Source organism: Pseudomonas sp. NCIMB 10586, assembly GCF_023127895.1.
GTDB classification, from domain to species: Bacteria; Pseudomonadota; Gammaproteobacteria; order Pseudomonadales; family Pseudomonadaceae; genus Aquipseudomonas; species Aquipseudomonas synxantha_A.
The window spans coordinates 1-18,402 of the sequence record NZ_SPKQ01000046.1 but is presented as its reverse complement, the minus strand read 5'-3'; the positions used below and the strand labels follow the sequence as shown (position 1 = coordinate 18,402).

Here is an 18,402-nt window from a genome sequence, read left to right as displayed (position 1 = left end):
GCAATATCGTTTACACCGCCAGCCTTGTGGATAAAAACGGTGCGCCGGTGACCAACATCACCAACCCGCTGACCGTAACTTTGGACAATGGCAAGACCATCACCATTGGTGTGAATGAAACCAGCGGCACTGTCTCGGTCTTGGCACCGGATGATGTCTACAAAGGCGACCAGACCGTCACCACCGCTATCAAGGGTGTGACCGGTGGCGAGCACTTTGAAAATCTGGTTCCAGGTACTACGTCAGTAAACACCACCGTTACGGACACTCCGGGTACCGATAACACAACGACTGTCACACTGACTGCGCCAAGTGTCGTTAATGAAGGTGGCCAGATCACCTACACCGCGACCTTGAGCAATAAGGCCGGTACCGACGTCACGCTGAAACTCGACAACGGCTCAAGCATCACTATCAAAGCCGGCGACACCGTCGGCACTGTGACCGTCCCGGCACCGACCGATGACGTGTTTATCGATAAGAGCACGCAGACGGTCAAGATCACCGACGCTTCCGGCGGCAACTTCGAAAAACTGGAAGTTGCAGGCAACGGTGCGACCACCACCATCAACGACACCATCGATAAGGTCGATGTTGTACTGACCGCCACGACTACCGTGGGCGAAGGCGGCAATATCGTCTACACCGCCAGCCTGGTGGATAAAAACGGCGCCCCGGTGACCAACATCACCAACCCGCTGACCGTCACTTTGGACAATGGCGAAACCATCACCATCGGTGTGAATCAGTCGAGCGGTAGCGTTTCGGTTATTGCTCCTGATGACGTGTACAAGGGCGATCAAACCGTCACCACCGCCATCAAAGGCGTGACCGGCGGCGAGCACTTTGAAAATCTGGTGCCGGGTACTACCGCGGTGAACACCACCGTGACGGACACACCGGGTACCGACAACACGACTACTGTCACCCTGACAGCGCCTAGTGCCGTTAACGAAGGTGGCCAAATCACCTATACCGCAACCTTGAGCAACAAGGCCGGTACCGACGTCACGTTGAAACTCGACAACGGCTCGTCGATCACCATCAAAGCGGGCGAAACCGTCGGCACTGTGACCGTGCCTGCGCCTACCGATGACGTGTTCATCGACAAGAGCACGCAGACCGTTCAAATCACCGAGACCACGGGTGGCAACTTCGAGAAGTTGGAAGTTGCGGGCAACGGCGCCACCACTACGATCAACGACACCATCGACAAAGTCGATGTGGTTCTGACGGCCACCACCACCGTTGGCGAAGGCGGCAACATCGTCTACACCGCCAGCCTTGTGGATAAGAACGGCGCGCCGGTGACTAACATCACCAATCCGCTGACTGTCACCCTGGATAACGGCAAAACCATCACCATCGGTGTAAACCAATCGAGCGGTAGCGTTTCGGTTATTGCTCCTGATGATGTGTACAAAGGCGATCAGACCGTCACCACCGCTATCAAGGGTGTGACCGGTGGCGAGCATTTCGAGAACCTGGTACCGGGCACTACTGCAGTGAACACCACCGTTACCGACACCCCGGGCACCGACAACACAACGACTGTCACGCTGACTGCCCCAAGTGTCGTTAATGAAGGTGGCCAGATCACCTACACCGCGACCTTGAGTAATAAGGCCGGTACCGACGTCACACTGAAGTTGGATAACGGCTCGTCGATCATCATCAAGGCCGGCGAAACCGTCGGCACCGTGACTGTGCCTGCTCCTACCGATGACGTGTTCATCGATAAGAGCACCCAGACCGTCAAGATCACCGAGACCACCGGCGGCAACTTCGAAAAACTCGAAGTCGCAGGCAACGGCGCAACCACCACCATCAACGACACCATCGACAAAGTTGATGTGGTCCTGTCCGCCACCACCACTGTTGGAGAAGGCGGCAATATCGTCTACACCGCCAGCCTCGTGGATAAAAACGGCGCGCCGGTGACCAACATCACCAATCCGCTCACCGTTACCCTCGATAACGGCAAGACCATCACCATCGGCGTGAATCAGTCGAGCGGCTCCATTACCACCATCGCGCCTAACGATGTCTACAAAGGCGACCAGATCGTCACCACCGCGATCAAAGGCGTGACCGGCGGCGAGCATTTCGAAAACCTGGTCCCTGGCACTACCGCGGTGAATACCACCGTCACCGACACGCCGGGCACCACCGACCTGACCACCGTCACCCTGACCGCCCCGACGGCTGTCAACGAGGGCGGCCAGATCACTTACACCGCCACTTTGAGCAACAAGGCCGGCAGCGACATGGTGGTCCAGCTCGATAACGGTTCGAGCATCACCATCAAGCAAGGCGCGACCGTGGGCACGGTGACCGTCCCTGCGCCGACTGATGATGTGTTCATCGACAAGAGCACCCAGACCGTCAACATCACCGGCACTACCGGCGGCAACTTCGAAGGTGTGAGCATCACGCCGGGCGGCGCCACGACTACCATCAACGACACCATCGACGACGTGACTGTGGTGCTCAAAGCCACTGGTTCTGTCAGCGAAGGCGGGCAGATCGTGTACACCGCGTCCCTGGTCGACAAGAACGGCGTGGCGGTGAACAACGTTGGCTCAGACCTGGTCGTCAAGCTGGATAACGGCTCGACCATTACCATCGGTAATGGCAAGTCCACAAGCTTCACCACCGCCACCGCACCTAACGATGCGTATGTTGGCGCCAATGACGTCACCACCAAAATCACGGGTGTGGTCAGCGGTGGCGACAAGTACGAACACTTGATCGTCGACGGCAGCACCGTGGTCACCAAAGTGACCGATGTGGTCAGCAACACCACCATCAGCATTACCGGCGATGCGTCGGTGACTGAAGGCGGTACGGCGCACTACACGCTGTCCCTGAGCAACCCGCCGCAAACCGACGTGACCGTGACGCTCAAGTACAGCGGCACCGCCACCGACGGTTCGGACTTCAATGGCGTGTACACCGTGAAGATCCCGGCCGGTGCCACCAGCGTACCGTTTGATATCCGCACGCTCGACGACAAGATCACCGAGCCGACGGAAAATATCGTCATCACCATCGACAAGACCACTGGCGGCAACTTCGAAAACCTGGTGGTCGGCAATGGCAGTGTTACCACCAACATCATCGACAATGATGCGCCGCCGGTCATCGACCTGGATGCCAACAACTCCAGCGGCGCCAGCGGTGCGGACTTCAAGACCACCTTCACCGAAGGCGGCACCGGTGTGTCAATTGCTGACACTGACATCAAGATCACCGACCCGGACAGCACCCAACTGACCGGCGCCACCGTGGTATTGACCAACAGCCAGCCAGGCGACTCGCTGAACTTCAGCGGCGTGACAGGCATCAACGTGACCCCGACCACCGACCCTGTGACCGGTAAAATCACCTTGACCCTGACCGGCACGGCGTCGCTGGCCGACTACATGCAGCAGATCAAGAACATCACGTTCAACAACAACAGCCACGACCCAAGCACCACGCCACGCACCATTACCGTGAGCGTGACCGATGGCGGCAACTACTCCAACGTTGCCACCACCACCGTCAACGTGGTGGCGGTCAATGATGCGCCGGTGGCGACTGGCGGTGCCGTAACCGGCACTGAAGACACCGCGCTGGCCCTGACCTGGGCCAACTTCGGCGTGACCGATGTGGACTCGCCGCAAGCCAGCCTGGGGGTGAAAATCACCGAGCTGCCAGTCGCCGGCAAATTGCAGTTCCTGGCAGCGGATGGCAGCACCTGGACCAACGTGGCCAACGGCCAGACCTTCACCAAAGCCCAGATCGACGGCGGCCAATTGCGCTTTATGCCTAACGCCAACGAATCCGGCGCCGATGGTTACGGCGGCACCGGTGTGGGCAACAAGCAAGCGGACTACGCCCAGTTCAAGTTCCAGCCAACCGATGGCAAGGACCTGGGCACCAGCGCCACGGTGAAAGTCGATATCACGCCGGTAGCCGACGCGCCGACCCTGAGCGTGGCAGACAACAACGTTGCCTCCACCGGCCTGGTCAAACAGGGCTGGAACAGCATTGCCGGCCTCGGCAACAACGGCAACGGCGCTGCACCGGACGTGCTGAAAAAAGCCATCGATAACGCGGGCACGCCGAACAACACCTCTGTCGTGACCAATGTCGAGTCCGTCGACAACGTCAACGCCGGCTCCGGTTCGAAGATCTCCGGCCTGATCTATATGGAAGCAGGCAAGAGCTACACCTTCAGCGGCATCGCCGATGACAGTGTTGTAGTCAACGTTGGCGGTAAAGACGTTGCCAGCGGAACATGGGGCACCAACAGCGGCAGGTTCAGCGGCTCGTTCACGCCAACGGCCAGCGGGTACTACAGCCTTGAGATCTACCAAGCCAACCAAGCCGGACCTGGCAGCTTTGACGTCAACCTGTCGATCAACGGCGGGGCGGTGCAAAACCTGAGCACCAGCACCGTGCCGTTGTACACCGGCCTTACCGACCTGACCAACGCCGGCGTCACCGTGTCCGACCTGCATGGCAGCAACGGTGACGGTTACTACGTGGGCTACAAGCTCAACGAAGGCCAGGAAAACGGCACGGTCAAACTGTCCAAGGTCACCACCGCGCTGACCGATACCGACGGCTCGGAAACCTTGAGTGTGAAGGTCAGTGGCATTCCGGCAGGTTCGGTACTCACCGACGCGTCGGGCCACACCTTTACCGCGAGCAAGACCGTGGGCGAAGTCAACGTCACCGGCTGGGATCTGGGCACATTGACCATCAAGCCGCCGACCTACTACAGCGGCCAGTTCAACCTGACGGTCACCTCGACATCCACCGAGAGCATTGGTGGTTCGGCGACTACCACCGCGCAATTGCCAGTCACGGTGCACCCGGCAACCTACAACCCGGTAACCGGCACTTCGGGCAGCGACACCATCAATGGCAGCGATGGCAACGACATCGTCGTGGCCGACGTCGCCGGCCTGAACGTGGTGCAGGGGAAGAACTACAACATCGCGTTCATGATCGATACGTCGGGCAGTATGGGCGCGAGCTCGATAGCAGCGGCGAAAGCCTCGCTGACCACCACGTTCAACTCGCTGAAAAGCAGTATCGGCTCCAGTACCTCTGGCACCGTGAACATCTTCCTGGCGGACTTCAGTGACCAGGTCAATCGCACGGTGACAGTCAACCTGAAAGACCCAGGTGCGTTGGATTCGCTGCAGAAAGTCCTGGATTCCATGGTATCTACCGGCGGGACCAACTACGAAGACGTGTTCAAGGCCGCTTCCAACTTCTTCAAAAGTGCCCAGGCGACTGGCAACACAGACGCAATCAACACAACGTACTTCATCACCGATGGTCAGCCGACGTTTTACCAGGCGGCCGAGCAGACTAACCCGTACTTGTACGGCAACGTCAGGCTCGATGATGTCGTCACCATGAACAACTACACCATAGGTACAGCCACCCGGATCAATATCGATTCGAATAATTACCTTGATATCAACTCTGCCGGCAAGGTAACCCTCTGGTCCTACGGCTGGTCGTACAACAAGGGAGTCATCCACGCCCAAGGGGATGGCACCTATGAAATATCGGTACAAGGCGGCCTCGGGTACGATACCGATTACTACACCACCACCAACTCCAACAGCGCGTTCGCCCTGCTCAAAGGCCTGTCCACAGGTGGCGTAGAAGCCATCGGCCTCAACAGCGGGGTCAGCTTGAACCAGCTGGCTCCGTACGACAGCGATGGCAAGCCGCAAGCCAACATTGATCCGAAGGACCTGGCCAATGCGATCCTCGGCCACACCGAGGCGACGTTGCCTGGCGCCGACACCGTCAACGGTGGCGACGGCAACGACATCCTGTTCGGCGACCTGGTGAGCTTCAGCGGGATCAACGGTGAAGGCTACAACGCACTGCAGGCATTTGTGGCGCAGAAGACCGGCGTGACCGTCTCTTCGGTGACCGCCTCTAACGTTCACCAGTACGTTACCGAGCACTACGTGGACTTCGACGTCTCCGGCGCCAAGGACGCCAACGACACGCTGCTGGGCGGCGCTGGCGATGACATCCTGTTCGGCCAGGGCGGCAATGACCTGCTGGACGGCGGCAAAGGCAATGACATCCTGTTGGGCGGCACGGGCAACGACACGCTGATCGGCGGCCAGGGCAACGACATCTTGATTGGTGGTTCAGGTGCCGACACCTTTGTGTGGAAGGCGGGTGACATCGGCAACGATGTGATCAAGGACTTCAAGGCCTCGGAAGGCGACCGCATTGATCTGCGTGATTTGTTGAAAGGTGAGACTGACAGCACCATCGACAACTACCTGAAGATCACCACGGTAGATGGCGTATCGACCCTGCAAGTCAGCAGCGAAGGCAAGCTCAACGCTGCCGGTGGCCTGGCCAATGCCGATGTGACCATCAAGCTGGAAGGCAATGATTGGTCCCATGTCAGCATCAACTCGCTGATCACTGGCGCCGACCCTACCATCAAGATCGACCATAGCTAAGATGCAATGGATCGGCCGCCTTCCCAGGCGGCCGATTTTTTTGCCTTATGGGCCGCTGGCCCTGGCGGACGGTGCGTCGCATACTCACGCCCATACACGCAGCGTTGACCTATGCTGTTGAACGCATGTGGCTCATATTCGAGGGGTTCTTATGTTTTACGTGCAACGTGATGCACTGGGCGCGCTGATTCGCGTAGAGGCGGCCGCCTTTACCGAGTCCACCGAAACCCTGCCGGCCGATCACCATGAGATCCAGGCCTGGTACGCCAACGAAGTGGTGGAAACCAGCCTGGCCCAACTCAAGCAGAGCGACCTGGAGATGATCCGGGTGCTGGATGACTTGATCCAGGTGCTGACGCGCAAAGGCGTCATCAGCGTGACCGACCTGCCGCCGGCGGCACAGGCCAAGTTGATGGACCGTAACCACGCGCGGGAAGCGTTGGGTGGGTTGAGCCAGTTGATTGATGATGACGAGAAAGGACTGATCTGAGCCCTGGCGCCGAACCTTTATTCAAATGTGGGAGGGGGCAAGCCCCCTCCCACATTTGAATGTCCTGATGTCAGTGTGATTTCCAGGGCGCAGGCTCGCCAAACAGCTGGCCCTGCACACCAAAAATCCCCATCTCGCGGATGACCTTCAGCTCGCCCTCGGTCTCCACACGTTCGGCAATCAACGGCAGATCGATGCTGTGGGCTGCGCGCTGGATGGCTTCGATAAACAGACGCTTGTCACTTTCCTGGTCGATGTCGCGAATGTAGCTGCCATCGATCTTCAGGTAGGCCAGGCCCAGGCGTGCCAGGTTGCCGATCATGCTGAACCGCCCACCAAAACGCTGCAGGCTGAGGGAAAAACCCAGCTCGCGCAGGCGGTGGGTCATCTGTTCCAGCACCGGCTGCTCGGGGAGTTGCTCTTCACCAATCTCCAGGGTGAGGCGTGAGCCCAGGTTGCTGTGCTGGCGCAGCAGGTCATAAATCCTATTCAGGGCCTGGGTATCCTGGAACGTTGCGGCCGAGAGGTTCAGCGCCAGGTTATGGTTGTGGCTGGCCATCTGCTTGAGGACTTGTTCCAGCATCAAACGGTCCAGGCGGGCCGACCAGCCGAAGCGCTCGAGCCACGGCAGAAAGCGCCCGGCCGGTATCGTGTGGCCTTCCTCGTCCTGCAGGCGCGACAGTACTTTGTAATGCAAGACCAATTGTGGGTCCTGGCTGGCGACGACCGGCTGGAAGTACAGCTGGAAGCGCTGCTGGGTCAGGGCCCGGTCCAACAACGTGTGCCAGGCATGGTGATCGTCACCGACGCTGGCGGCGGCGCTGCTGTCCAGGCACACCCAACTTGTGTCGCCCTGCGCTTCGGCCTGGGCCAGCGCCTGATCGGCGAGGGTCAGCAGTGCTTGGGGTGCATCGCCATGGCTGAACGGCGCCAGGCCGATATAGGCCACCGGCATCACATCGCTGGCGCCGGTCGCCTGCAAGCTGAGCAAAGTGCTCTCCAGGTTCTGCGCCAATTGCAGCGCTTCTTCACGCATCAATCCCGGTGCCAGCACAGCGAACTCGCCGCCGCGGATACGGGTAACGAGGTTATGGGTTTCCGGGTACGGCTCGCACTGACGCAGCAGTTGTTGGCCGACCGCTTGCAGCAATTGGTCGGTGCGCTGGCCGCCCAGGCGTTGGTTGAGGCCGGCAAGGTCCTTGACCCGCAGCAGCAGCAAGTAACCGGAGTTGGTGTCTTCCGGGTTACTGACACGGGCGTTGAGCTGCATTTCGAAATAACGCCGGTTAGCGAGGCCGGTGAGGTTGTCCTGATAGGACTCGGTGCGCAGTTTTTCGCTGCGTTCGGCCTGTTCCTGGAACAACGCCTTGAGCTTTTCCACCATCTGGTTCATGGCTTGCACCACTCGCCGCAGTTCCGGCGTGCGAGGCAGGTCGGGCAGGCTGAGGAATTCTCGGCGGGCAATCGCGTGGGACTGTTTGACCATGTAGTCCAACGGCTTCAATTGCCGGCGCAGCAACAGCCCACCGAGCACCACACTGACCGCACCGCACAGCAGCAACCACCCCAGGCTGCCCAAGGCGCTTTGCCAGAGCTTGGCCAGGGCGAACATTGGATGGCTGACCACTTCGACTCGCGCCGCCTGCTCCCAGCCACGGCTAACCAGCGCATCGCCACCTGCCGGCTCCAGGCCGATCAACTTTACGAACCAGTTGGGCACGCCGTTGTTATCAGGAATGCCGCTGCGCTCGACGATGGTTTTATTCGTCGCCAAGTCCACCACACGGATGCTGGCGTAGTAGCCGCTGTCGAAGATCGAGCTGACCAGCAGCTCCACCATGGCCGGGTCGTCGATATTGGGGGTCAACGACAGCGCCAATGCCGTCGCGGCATCCTGGGCATGGGAACGCAGCTGGTTGACGTATTGGGTGCGCGAGCTTTCCAGGCTGACCATGAAACTGCCGCTGAAGGCGACCACCAGGAACAGACAGATTGCGATCAATAGTTGTTTGAACAGAGACATCCGATCAGTTACTCCTAGTTGGCAGGCTCGGCTGGGAAGCCTTCCGCACGCATTTTTCTCAACACATCCTGCCAGCGCGACAAGCGTTTGGTATCACCGACTTTCTTGTTGCCCTTGGCGCCGGGCAAGTACAAGCCCTCGGCGTTGAATGAATACACTGGGACCAAATCGGTGCGGCGGGTAGCCGGCAGGATTTCGTCCATCAGGCTGTCGAGCACCAGCGGGATTGCGTCAGGCGTCGAATAATAGGTCAGAACCATGTGCGCGCGATTCTGCCGTAAAGCCTTGACGTAGGTAATGCGTAATTTGTCGCTGGACACACCCAGATGACGCAAACTGAAATACTTTGCGATCGCGTAGTCTTCACAGTCACCGGCCCCCTTCCAAAGGGCCTCGACGGGCGTCTCCCAATAATCGACAGCGTGCCAGAGGTCGATGTCTTCCACGTAGGTCATTTGCTTGTTGAAGAACAAATTCACGACCTTGAGCTGCTCCGGCTCGCTGACCTGTTTTTGGCTCGCCAATAGCCGCTGCCAGGCGTCGATACGCTGCTGCCCTTCGCCGAGCGGCCCGTACACGGCGGTAGCCTTGCGGCTGATCTGAGAGAAATCCCAATCGGCACGCAGCCCGCCAAGCATCAAGCCGGCCAACAGAATTGCTGATAACAGCCAGCAAAGAACTCGATAGGGAATAAAACTTACCGCCAAGGCGCTCTGTCCATGAAAGAGACGGAATTTCGAGGAATGGTGAAGCCTGGCCCTACAAAAAACAATGGCACAGTGCAATCATTCATAGGAGGACCGAGTTTATAACCGCCCCTTGTGGGAGACACAAAGTATGCTGTGTAAGCCCTTACAAACGGAAACTTTGGCTGTTTGACAAGCGCTTGGGCCGTCTTTAGTGTGCATTGGATCCAATTGACCACACTATTATTCAAGAAAGGAGGATAGCGTAACCGTGACGCAGAAGCCGAACCCTTTAAGCAGCATCAAAATAAGCGGGCCTATTCCCGCCCATCTTGCTCGCGCCGTCATTGAAGAAACGTTGCGCAACGCCATCCTCGATGGGCGATTACCCTGTGGCACCGCGATGCGCCAGCAGGAACTGGCGAGTCTGTTCGGCGTCAGCCGTATGCCCGTGCGCGAAGCCTTGCGCCAACTGGAGGCGCAATCCCTGCTGCATGTGGTGACCCACAAGGGGGCCGTGGTGGCGCCGTTGATCGAGGACAATTCGGCTGAGACCTATGCACTGCGCATGTTGCTCGAATCTGAAGCCCTGCGCTTGTCGATCCCGTTGCTCAGTGACGCCGATCTTGCCGAGGCCGAGGCCTGTATCAATGCGCTGGAATGTGAGAAAGACTACAGAGAGATTGGCCGCCTCAATCGCCTGTTTCACATGGTCTTGTACGGCAAGGCACCCAATCAGCGACTGCTCGATCTGGTGGAGCACGGGCTGAATGAAGAGGAACGCTTTCTGCGCTTCAATCTTGAAGCGATGGGATTGGGCGAAACGTCTCAGGAGGATCACCGTGAACTGTTGAGCCTGGTGGCGCAGAAGAAGATCGACGAGAGCATTCTGACGCTGCGTAATCACTTGATGCGGGGTATGGAAGTGATCGCTAACTACCTCAAGGGTCTCGAAAGCGCCGACAAAAAATTCGCGCAATAGGGCCTTCGTTATTCGCTGACCATTACACTATGCGGGGTAACTTTCCATCAGGAAAGTTACCATAATGACAGGCAGTAAAATTTACAAAACTACTAACACCTAAGAACTCTCCCACACTTCAACAACCCGTTACCCCTGCAACAGCTTGCGGACAAAACATCTAATACTTTTATAATCCTCCCCTAACGTTTAATCAGCTTATTATCTTCGCCCGACCAACCGCACCCCTTCATCCGCTGGGCACAACTCTATCAAGGTTGCGCTACCTGCGCGGCCTTGACGAAACGTTACATCTCCAACACAACTAAAAAAATTCCAACACTGCTTTTAGAGCACTCGCAACAACTTATAGGCGTCAACCATGCATCAACATTTTATCGAACAAAGAAAACAAAAACTTTTCGGCCATCCGTTATTTATAGAAATAACCTCACTCGCCAAGTTACGACACTTTATGGAGCACCATGTGTTCGCCGTTTGGGACTTCATGACTCTGACCAAGCGCCTGCAACAAGACCTGACGTGCACTCAGATCCCTTGGCTCCCTCCCGCAGACCCCCACGCTGCCCGCTTGATCAATGAAATTGTGCTGGGCGAGGAATCGGATGAGCATCCAACACGCGGCCATTGCAGTCATTTCGAGCTTTACCTGGACGCCATGACAGAGGTAGGCGCCAACACCGCCGCCATCACACGCCTCATTGATCTGCAGCATCAGGGCGTGGAAGTCAGCGCGGCTTTGCAGATGATCGATGCGCCCCGTAGCGTGGTGTCATTTGTCGACAGCACATTGCAAATCGCGCTCAGTGCGCCCACCCACTGTGTGGCGGCGGCCTTCCTGCATGGACGCGAGAGTGTCATTCCCTCGATGTTTGAAGGCTTGATGCACAGCAACGCGTTCATTGAGCGTGAAACACCTACCTTCTTCCACTACCTCAACCGCCATATCGAAGTGGACAGCCACGACCATGGGCCAGCGGCAGAACAGTTGCTCCAGCGTTTGATCGGCACAGATCCGCTTCGCCAGAAACAAGCCGATAGCACCGCCCTTGGCGCCGTGGAGCGCCGTATTATGTTCTGGGACAGTGTGCTGGCTACGCTGCAAGAGGTTCGCCCATGAACGCCGTCAATTACCAATCCTTTGCCGATGATTGGGAGCGTCGCGCTACCATCCGAACGCGCCCCCGACGCGTACTGGAAAACGACGGCAAACTCATCTTTCCCCTGTGCCGCCAACCGCTGGTACTGAGTGCAACTTTCCTTGAACACTGCCCGCAGTGGCGCGACTTCGTGCTGACGCAAAGCTTCTATAAATTCGTCAATGATGTGGTGATCTTCGAAACCGAAATCGTCGACAAGACCGCTCGCAGCATCGCGAAAAACCGCTTCTCCCTACCCTTCCCACCCGCTTGCCGCTACGACGCGATGACTGTCGTTGTGGACGAGGATTACCACGCGTTGGTCGCGCTGGATTTTCTTCAGCAAGCCGTGGAAATGACCGGGATCGAACCGCTCAATCTACCCGGGCAAATTGAATTGAGCTGCGCGCTACCGACAGCGCAGGCAAAGGTGCCGGCGCACCTGCACGATGCCGTTGAACTAATCGCCGTGGCTATTGCTGAAAACACCGTTACCCATGATGTGGCAGCTTTCTCAAAAGACGCCAGCGTCAAATCGTCTGTGCGCGGCCTGATGGCCGATCACCTGTTCGATGAGGGCCGTCATGCGCGGTTCTGGGCTCAGTTGGTGCGTATTTACTGGCAGTCGGCAACCCCGCAAGATCGCGACAGCATCGCTCAAGCGCTGCCTGTTTTCCTGGCGCGCTACCTGACCAACGATCTACAACAAGACTTCGACCTGCAACTGATCGAACACCTGGACATCAGTGCCGATACTCGTCTTGCGCTACGTCATGAAATCCATGCGCTGGATTTTCCCATCACCCACCAACATCCACTGGTGGCCAATATCATGGGGTTGCTGCGCCAAAGCGGTGTACTGCAAACGCCCAGCGTCGCCCAGGCACTGAGCGCCTACCTGCCGGTACCAGGGAGGTTGGCATGCGGCGTTTAAAGATCGCGTGGAGTGCCTCCAGCAAAGCCCTGGACGAGCTCAAGAAAGTGCTGGAGCAATACGGGCATATCGCAGGAGCAGGGTCCGTCGACCTGATAATTGAAGATGGGGGGCAGCCACTGCCGCCATTGCCAACCGACGTGCCATGGATAAGCCTGCGCGTGGGTATCGGCCCGTTATCCGAGCACGGGCTGCCCTCGCTGCAGTTGCGCTGCTATGACCGCGAGCGCCGCCTGTTGGCTGTGCAGGGCGTCGCCGAGGAACCCAGCGGCAACGGCCAGCGATTACACCAGCAGGCAACGAACGCATTGGTGGAGTGGGCAGCTTGGTTGGTCTGTGGTTTTTCAAGGGATCCAGGTTATTTCTCTATAGCCGCTACCGCTAACGACTGGCCCGAACAGGGCTTGCAAGGGCTGGAAGCAGTGGCATTCATGCATCGGTTCAACCGCACGACAGACCCGGCTTTACTGCGGGCAGCCAAGGTGCCCATGATTGAAGCGCTGCAGGCCAGTCTTGAGACCTTCGCGAATCGAACAGCGTTGAATATCGCGGGGGACATGCTGACTTATCAGCAACTTCATCGCCATGCCATAGCGATCCAGCAACGCCTGCTTCCTTTGCTGGCAGGCGTGCAAGCACCACGGGTGATCGGCGTGTGCCTGGAAAGATCCACCGAGCTGTATGCAAGTATTCTTGCGGTATTGGGTTGCGGCTGTGTGTATTTGCCGTTGGCTCCGGATCATCCGGTGCAACGTCAGCACAGCATGTTGGAAAGCCTCCAGGCCTGTGTGCTGCTGGATAACGGTCAGCATCCTTTGCGAGATGGCTTCGCGTCCCTTGATGTCAGCCAAATCGCTGTGCACGACGTCGACGCGACACAACCGCTGATGCACCATCACCCCCTTGCCGACGAGCCTTGCATGGCCTTGTTCACGTCGGGGACCACCGGCCAGCCCAAGTGTGTACTCCTGAGCCACTACAATCTGGCGCATTTCAGCGCGTGGCTCACAACCTGTGTGGGGTTGGCTCAACACAGTCGCGTCCTGCAGTTTTCGCCACTGGGCTTCGACTCGTCATTGATCGATATTTTCCCGGCCTTGATCGCCGGCGCTGAATTGATTGTCCCCAGCGCAGATCAACGTCACGACCCTCACCAACTGGTAGAGCTGATTCGCCAGCAACGCGTCAGTCATGGATTTCTGCCACCGGCGCTGCTCAGCATTCTGCCGTTGGATAAGCCACTGGGCCTTACTCACTTGCTTACCGGCGGCGATTTCTGCGAGCCCTATGTGATCGAACAACTGGCGGGGCAATGTCAGTTGCATAACTTTTATGGGCCCACCGAGACCACGGTGTTGGCAACACACCGGGTATTCCAACAAGGTGATAGCCATCGCAATATCGGCTACCCCATCGCCAACAGTCAGGTGTTAATCCTCGATGAAAACCTGCAACCGGTGGATGAACAGGTCACGGGCGATTTGTACATTGCCGGTCCAGGCGTCAGCCTCGGCTATTGGAATGCACCGCCGCAACCCGACAGTCCATTCGTTGCGCTGAGGCTGCCGAATGGACAGGTTCTCAAGGCTTACCGCAGCGGCGATTTGGCGAAATGGACGCAAGATGGCATCGAGCTCGGCGGGCGTCGGGATGATCAAGTCAAGATCCGTGGCTTTAGAGTCGAGCCTCAGGAGATTGAGCAATGCCTGCGCAACAGTCGATTGTTTCGCCAAGTGGCAGTGGTGATCGATCCGACGCACAGAGTCATAGCTTTTGCCGCCCAGCCCGAACCCGGCGCTACGCTGCAGAGCCTGAAGGAACATGCCCGGCAGTGGTTGCCTGTACATATGCAGCCGGTCGCCTGGAGCGAGTTGGCCTGTCTGCCCGGTACGAGTAACGGCAAGGTCGATCGGAAGGCATTATTGGCCCTGCCAATATCCACGCTCGCCGGGGCGACTTGCAGCCCTGTACAAACACCTCTGCAGGCACAGTTGGTGGACTTATGGGCAGAGTTGTTGGCCTTATCCGCAGGCGAACTTTCGATCGATGACAGTTTCTTCAACCTCGGCGGCCACTCCATCCTGTTGTCGAGCCTATTGTTGCGCCTGCGTGAGCAGTTTGGCCGTAGCTTCTGCCTGAGCCCCTTTTTCGAGACACCGACCATCCGCACGTTGGCCGCACTGATGGACGGCGGGGCGCTGCCTGACCCCCCTACCCACCGGATGGAAAAAGATGCAGCAAGAATGTTGGGGATCGAGGTGCTGCCTGATACCCACATGGGTGACCCACGCAAAGCGATCGTCACCGGGGCGAACAGTTTTGTCGGGGTACATATCGTCCAAGCGCTACTGGCCGGCGGGGCGCTGGAAGTAGCATGTCTGGTGCGGGAACTGCCCGGGCATTCAGCGGCGGGGCGATTCACCCAGGCACTGCGGGAATACCGCCTGGAACATTTGGACCTGAGCCGAGTGCGGGTGTATGCCGCTGACATGCGCGAACCCCGCCTGGGCTTGGCCGGCAATGTGTATGACTATCTTGCCCGTCATTATGGTGTGCTGGTGCATAACGCCGCACAGGTCAATCATGTACTGGACTATGCGTCACTCGCCAGGGACAACGTCGAGCCGGTGTTTGAGTGCCTGCGCCTCTGCGAAACCCACTGTAAGAAGGTACTTAATTTCATCTCGACGCTGTCGGCCTGCAGCAGCGTGGACGCCGATGGGCACGTCCTTGAATCGCCCGCCGGGCGCGCGCAGCCACTGTATGTGAAAAATGGCTACAACCTCTCGAAATGGGTAGCTGAGCGATTGTTGGGAAGGGCCGTCGAACAAGGGGTCTGGGTCAATATTCATCGGCCGGGAAATATTAGTTTCAACAGCCAGAACGGCGTCTGCCAACCGCAGAAGAACCGCCTGATGCTGATGCTCAAGGGGTCTATGCAATTGGGGCTGGTCCCCCGGTTGGAGGTGAACTTCGATCTGATGCCGGTGGATTTCCTGGCCGGCTTCATAGCCTTCCACAGCGCCCAATTTGCCTTTGGGCGAAACGTATTCAACCTGCACAACCCACAGCCCTTGAGCTGGGATAAGTACCTCGACGCATTCAGCCAGGTCGGGCACGCCTTCGACCGGGTAAGCGTTGAAGACTGGCAGCAGGCGCTGCGAACGGTTGGCCGTGATAACGCGTTGTTCGGTGTGCTGGGTTTCTACCTGGACGAACTGGACGAAGACATCGGCGATACGTCGATGATCCGTTACGACAATGCCCGATGGGGTCTGGAAAGAATGGGTATGGACTATCCGTCAAAGAGCCCGGCGCTGTTACGCAAAGGCTGTGATTACCTCAGGGCCATCAGCTTCCTCTGAACAGCTTCAGAAATTGCCGACGACACTACTGCGCCAATCAGCATTCGGAGCGAGAGGCCTCGCTCCGATGCAAACAGGATCAGATCTTGAAGCTATCAACCAATTGCTTCAATCGACTGGCCTGCTGGGACAGTGCATCGCAGTCTTTGAGCGTCTCGTTGAGGTTAGCCACACCCTGCTGGTTCAACAGGTTGATCTGGTTGATGTCGACGTTGAGGGTTTCAACGACAGCGGTCTGCTCTTCGGTGGCAGCTGCAACCGACTGGTTCATTCCATCAATCTCAACGATACGCTGCGTCACGCTGATCAGGCGCTCACCCGCCTGGTTGGCCACTTCAACGCTTTCTTCGCTGGAAGTCTGGCTGGCATTCATGGTGGTCACTGCTTCACGCGAGCCCACCTGCAACGAAGTGATCATCTTGTGGATCTCCTCTGCCGACTCTTGGGTACGGTGTGCCAGGTTGCGCACTTCATCTGCCACTACGGCGAACCCACGCCCGGCTTCGCCAGCACGGGCGGCTTCAATTGCCGCATTGAGGGCGAGCAAGTTGGTCTGCTGGGAAATGCCTTTGATCACATCCAGAATATGCCCGATGTTGTCGGTACTGGCGTTAAGGGTTTCGATCTGAGTGCAGGACAGACTGATCTTCTGCGACAGCTCCGACATCGCCAGGATGGTTTGCTCAACCACTTTGCGGCCATCGTCAGCCTGTTCGCTGGCACCGCTGGCGTGCTGCGAAGCATCTGCTGCATTGCGGGCGATTTCCTGGGTGGCAGCGCCCAGTTCGTTGATGGCCGCAGCTACGCTGTTGGTACGCGCACTCTGTTCGTCGGAACCGATGATCGAAGCATTGGACGATGCCATTACGCGCTGGGACAAATCATGCACCTGACGCGTTGCCGAAGACACCTCGGAAATCGAGGCGTGGATGCGTTCGACGAATTGATTGAATGCACTGCCGACTTCGCCGAATTCGTCTTTGCTGGTCACTGCGAGTCGTCGGGTCAAATCGCCTTCGCCTTGGGCGATGTCCTGCATGGCGACGCCCATGGTGGTCAACGGACGCAGCAACACTTGAATCAACAGGCTCAAGAGCACCGCAATGGCCACAACGGCGATCAACATTGCAATCAAAGCCGAGGTACGGAACTTGCCCAGCGGGGCGTAGGCTTTTTCTTTATCAATGGATAGACCGATGTACCAGTCGGCGCCGGGCAAACCGCTGATAGGCGTGAACGAAAGAATACGATCCTGGCCATTGAGAACAACGTCCTGGTTAAGCTTCTCGATACGTACGTTGGTGCCAGGGTAGATGTCCTTGAGATTTTTCATCACCTGGTCCTGGTCAGGACTCACGATGACCTGACCATCACCACTGACCAGAAACGCATGGCCAATGCCGCCGAAGTCAACCGAGTTGATGATCTTCACCAGGGTTTGCAGGCTAAGGTCACCCCCAACAACACCCAACAGTTCGCCGTTCTTTTTCACCGGCATGGCAATTGTCACGATCTGACCGCCTACAGCCGCCATATAAGGCGGGGTAAGCATTGTTTTGTCCGCTACCACCGCCTGCTTGTACCAAGGGCGCTGACGAGGGTCATAGTCCTCAGGCATCTTCGCGTCAGGGCGCTGCGTGAATACCCCATTGGTTTGGCCCACGTAGGTGAACTGGAAGTTGGAGGTAAACGCTGGCTGATCCACCAACCCGGGAAGATCGACGGCACTGCCTTGATGGGCAACGTTCTGCGCCAGGTTCTCGAGGACCAGGATGCGACCACTGAGCCAGTTCTGCACACTGCTGGCGGTAAGCTCGCCGGATTGCTGGATAGACGAGGCCAGGTTTTGCCTGATCGTGCTGCGTTGCAGGTAGTCGTTGTACAGGGTGAATAACGCGAAGGCTAAAACCACGACGCCTGACGCGGCCAACAGAATTTTATGACTGAACTTGAGATTCATTTCATCGACTTCTTTTTGCCAAAGGGGGGTGAGCGTGCCGAGTGGAACATTCCATGTAACGGGATAGGCGGACTCTGCGGTCGCTCTATTTCGGTGCACGCATGGCTCGTCAGGCTTTCGGCCAAACATCGGCAAAGCTTAGAAATTTGTGTGAAGCATCTTCTTTTTGCGTAGGAAACCGACAGGCGGTAGGTGAAGGCGGGAGGGTGTGACATAGAGCCTTAAACGACAAAACCCCTGTCTGCGTTAGCAGACAGGGGTTTCGGAATTCAATCTTGACGATGACCTACTCTCACATGGGGAAACCCCACACTACCATCGGC

Annotated in this window: 9 protein-coding genes; 6 read left to right on the top strand and 3 right to left on the bottom strand. The window is 57.7% G+C overall.

Going from position 1 to position 18,402, the window contains the following annotated elements:
- Both E4P01_RS22235 and E4P01_RS22230 read left to right on the top strand, forming a co-directional pair.
- Nucleotides 1-6,500 (top strand): immunoglobulin-like domain-containing protein (locus tag E4P01_RS22235; RefSeq protein WP_248130138.1); only part of this gene is annotated, 6,500 nt, incomplete at its 5' end.
- A 151-nt stretch (nucleotides 6,501-6,651) separates the two neighbouring features.
- Nucleotides 6,652-6,990, top strand: a complete 339-nt coding sequence (locus E4P01_RS22230) for a hypothetical protein (RefSeq protein ID WP_005783528.1) — start codon at nucleotides 6,652-6,654, stop codon at nucleotides 6,988-6,990.
- A 70-nt stretch (nucleotides 6,991-7,060) separates the two neighbouring features.
- Here the strand turns inward: E4P01_RS22230 and lapD are convergent, their stop codons facing one another.
- Entirely contained in the window at nucleotides 7,061-9,013 is a 1,953-nt protein-coding gene (gene lapD, locus E4P01_RS22225; RefSeq protein WP_078819962.1) for a cyclic di-GMP receptor LapD, read from the bottom strand.
- 14 nt (nucleotides 9,014-9,027) lie between these two features.
- Nucleotides 9,028-9,720 (bottom strand): cysteine protease LapG, encoded by a 693-nt coding sequence (gene lapG, locus E4P01_RS22220; protein ID WP_032878522.1) that lies wholly within the window; start codon nucleotides 9,718-9,720, stop codon nucleotides 9,028-9,030.
- A 250-nt stretch (nucleotides 9,721-9,970) separates the two neighbouring features.
- Here lapG and E4P01_RS22215 point away from each other — a divergent pair, with 250 nt between their 5' ends.
- The 4 genes from E4P01_RS22215 (at nucleotide 9,971) to E4P01_RS22200 (ending at nucleotide 16,119) form a co-directional block, all read left to right on the top strand.
- Nucleotides 9,971-10,681, top strand: a complete 711-nt coding sequence (locus E4P01_RS22215) for a GntR family transcriptional regulator (protein ID WP_032878524.1) — start codon at nucleotides 9,971-9,973, stop codon at nucleotides 10,679-10,681.
- Nucleotides 10,682-11,042: 361 nt separating this feature from the next.
- Nucleotides 11,043-11,801, top strand: coding sequence for a DUF3050 domain-containing protein (locus tag E4P01_RS22210; RefSeq protein ID WP_078819961.1), 759 nt, complete (start codon nucleotides 11,043-11,045; stop codon nucleotides 11,799-11,801).
- Nucleotides 11,798-12,754, top strand: a complete 957-nt coding sequence (locus tag E4P01_RS22205; RefSeq protein WP_216090531.1) for a diiron oxygenase — start codon at nucleotides 11,798-11,800, stop codon at nucleotides 12,752-12,754. The genes E4P01_RS22210 and E4P01_RS22205 overlap by 4 nt, the downstream gene beginning before the upstream one ends.
- A complete protein-coding gene (locus tag E4P01_RS22200) occupies nucleotides 12,742-16,119 on the top strand; it encodes an amino acid adenylation domain-containing protein (protein ID WP_216090530.1) in 3,378 nt (1,125 codons plus the stop codon). The genes E4P01_RS22205 and E4P01_RS22200 overlap by 13 nt, the downstream gene beginning before the upstream one ends.
- 79 nt (nucleotides 16,120-16,198) lie before the next feature.
- Here E4P01_RS22200 and E4P01_RS22195 read toward each other — a convergent pair whose 3' ends face one another.
- Nucleotides 16,199-18,079: a methyl-accepting chemotaxis protein gene (locus E4P01_RS22195; RefSeq protein ID WP_078819959.1), complete on the bottom strand. Its 1,881-nt coding sequence runs from the start codon at nucleotides 18,077-18,079 to the stop codon at nucleotides 16,199-16,201.
- Nucleotides 18,080-18,402: the final 323 nt, after the last annotated feature.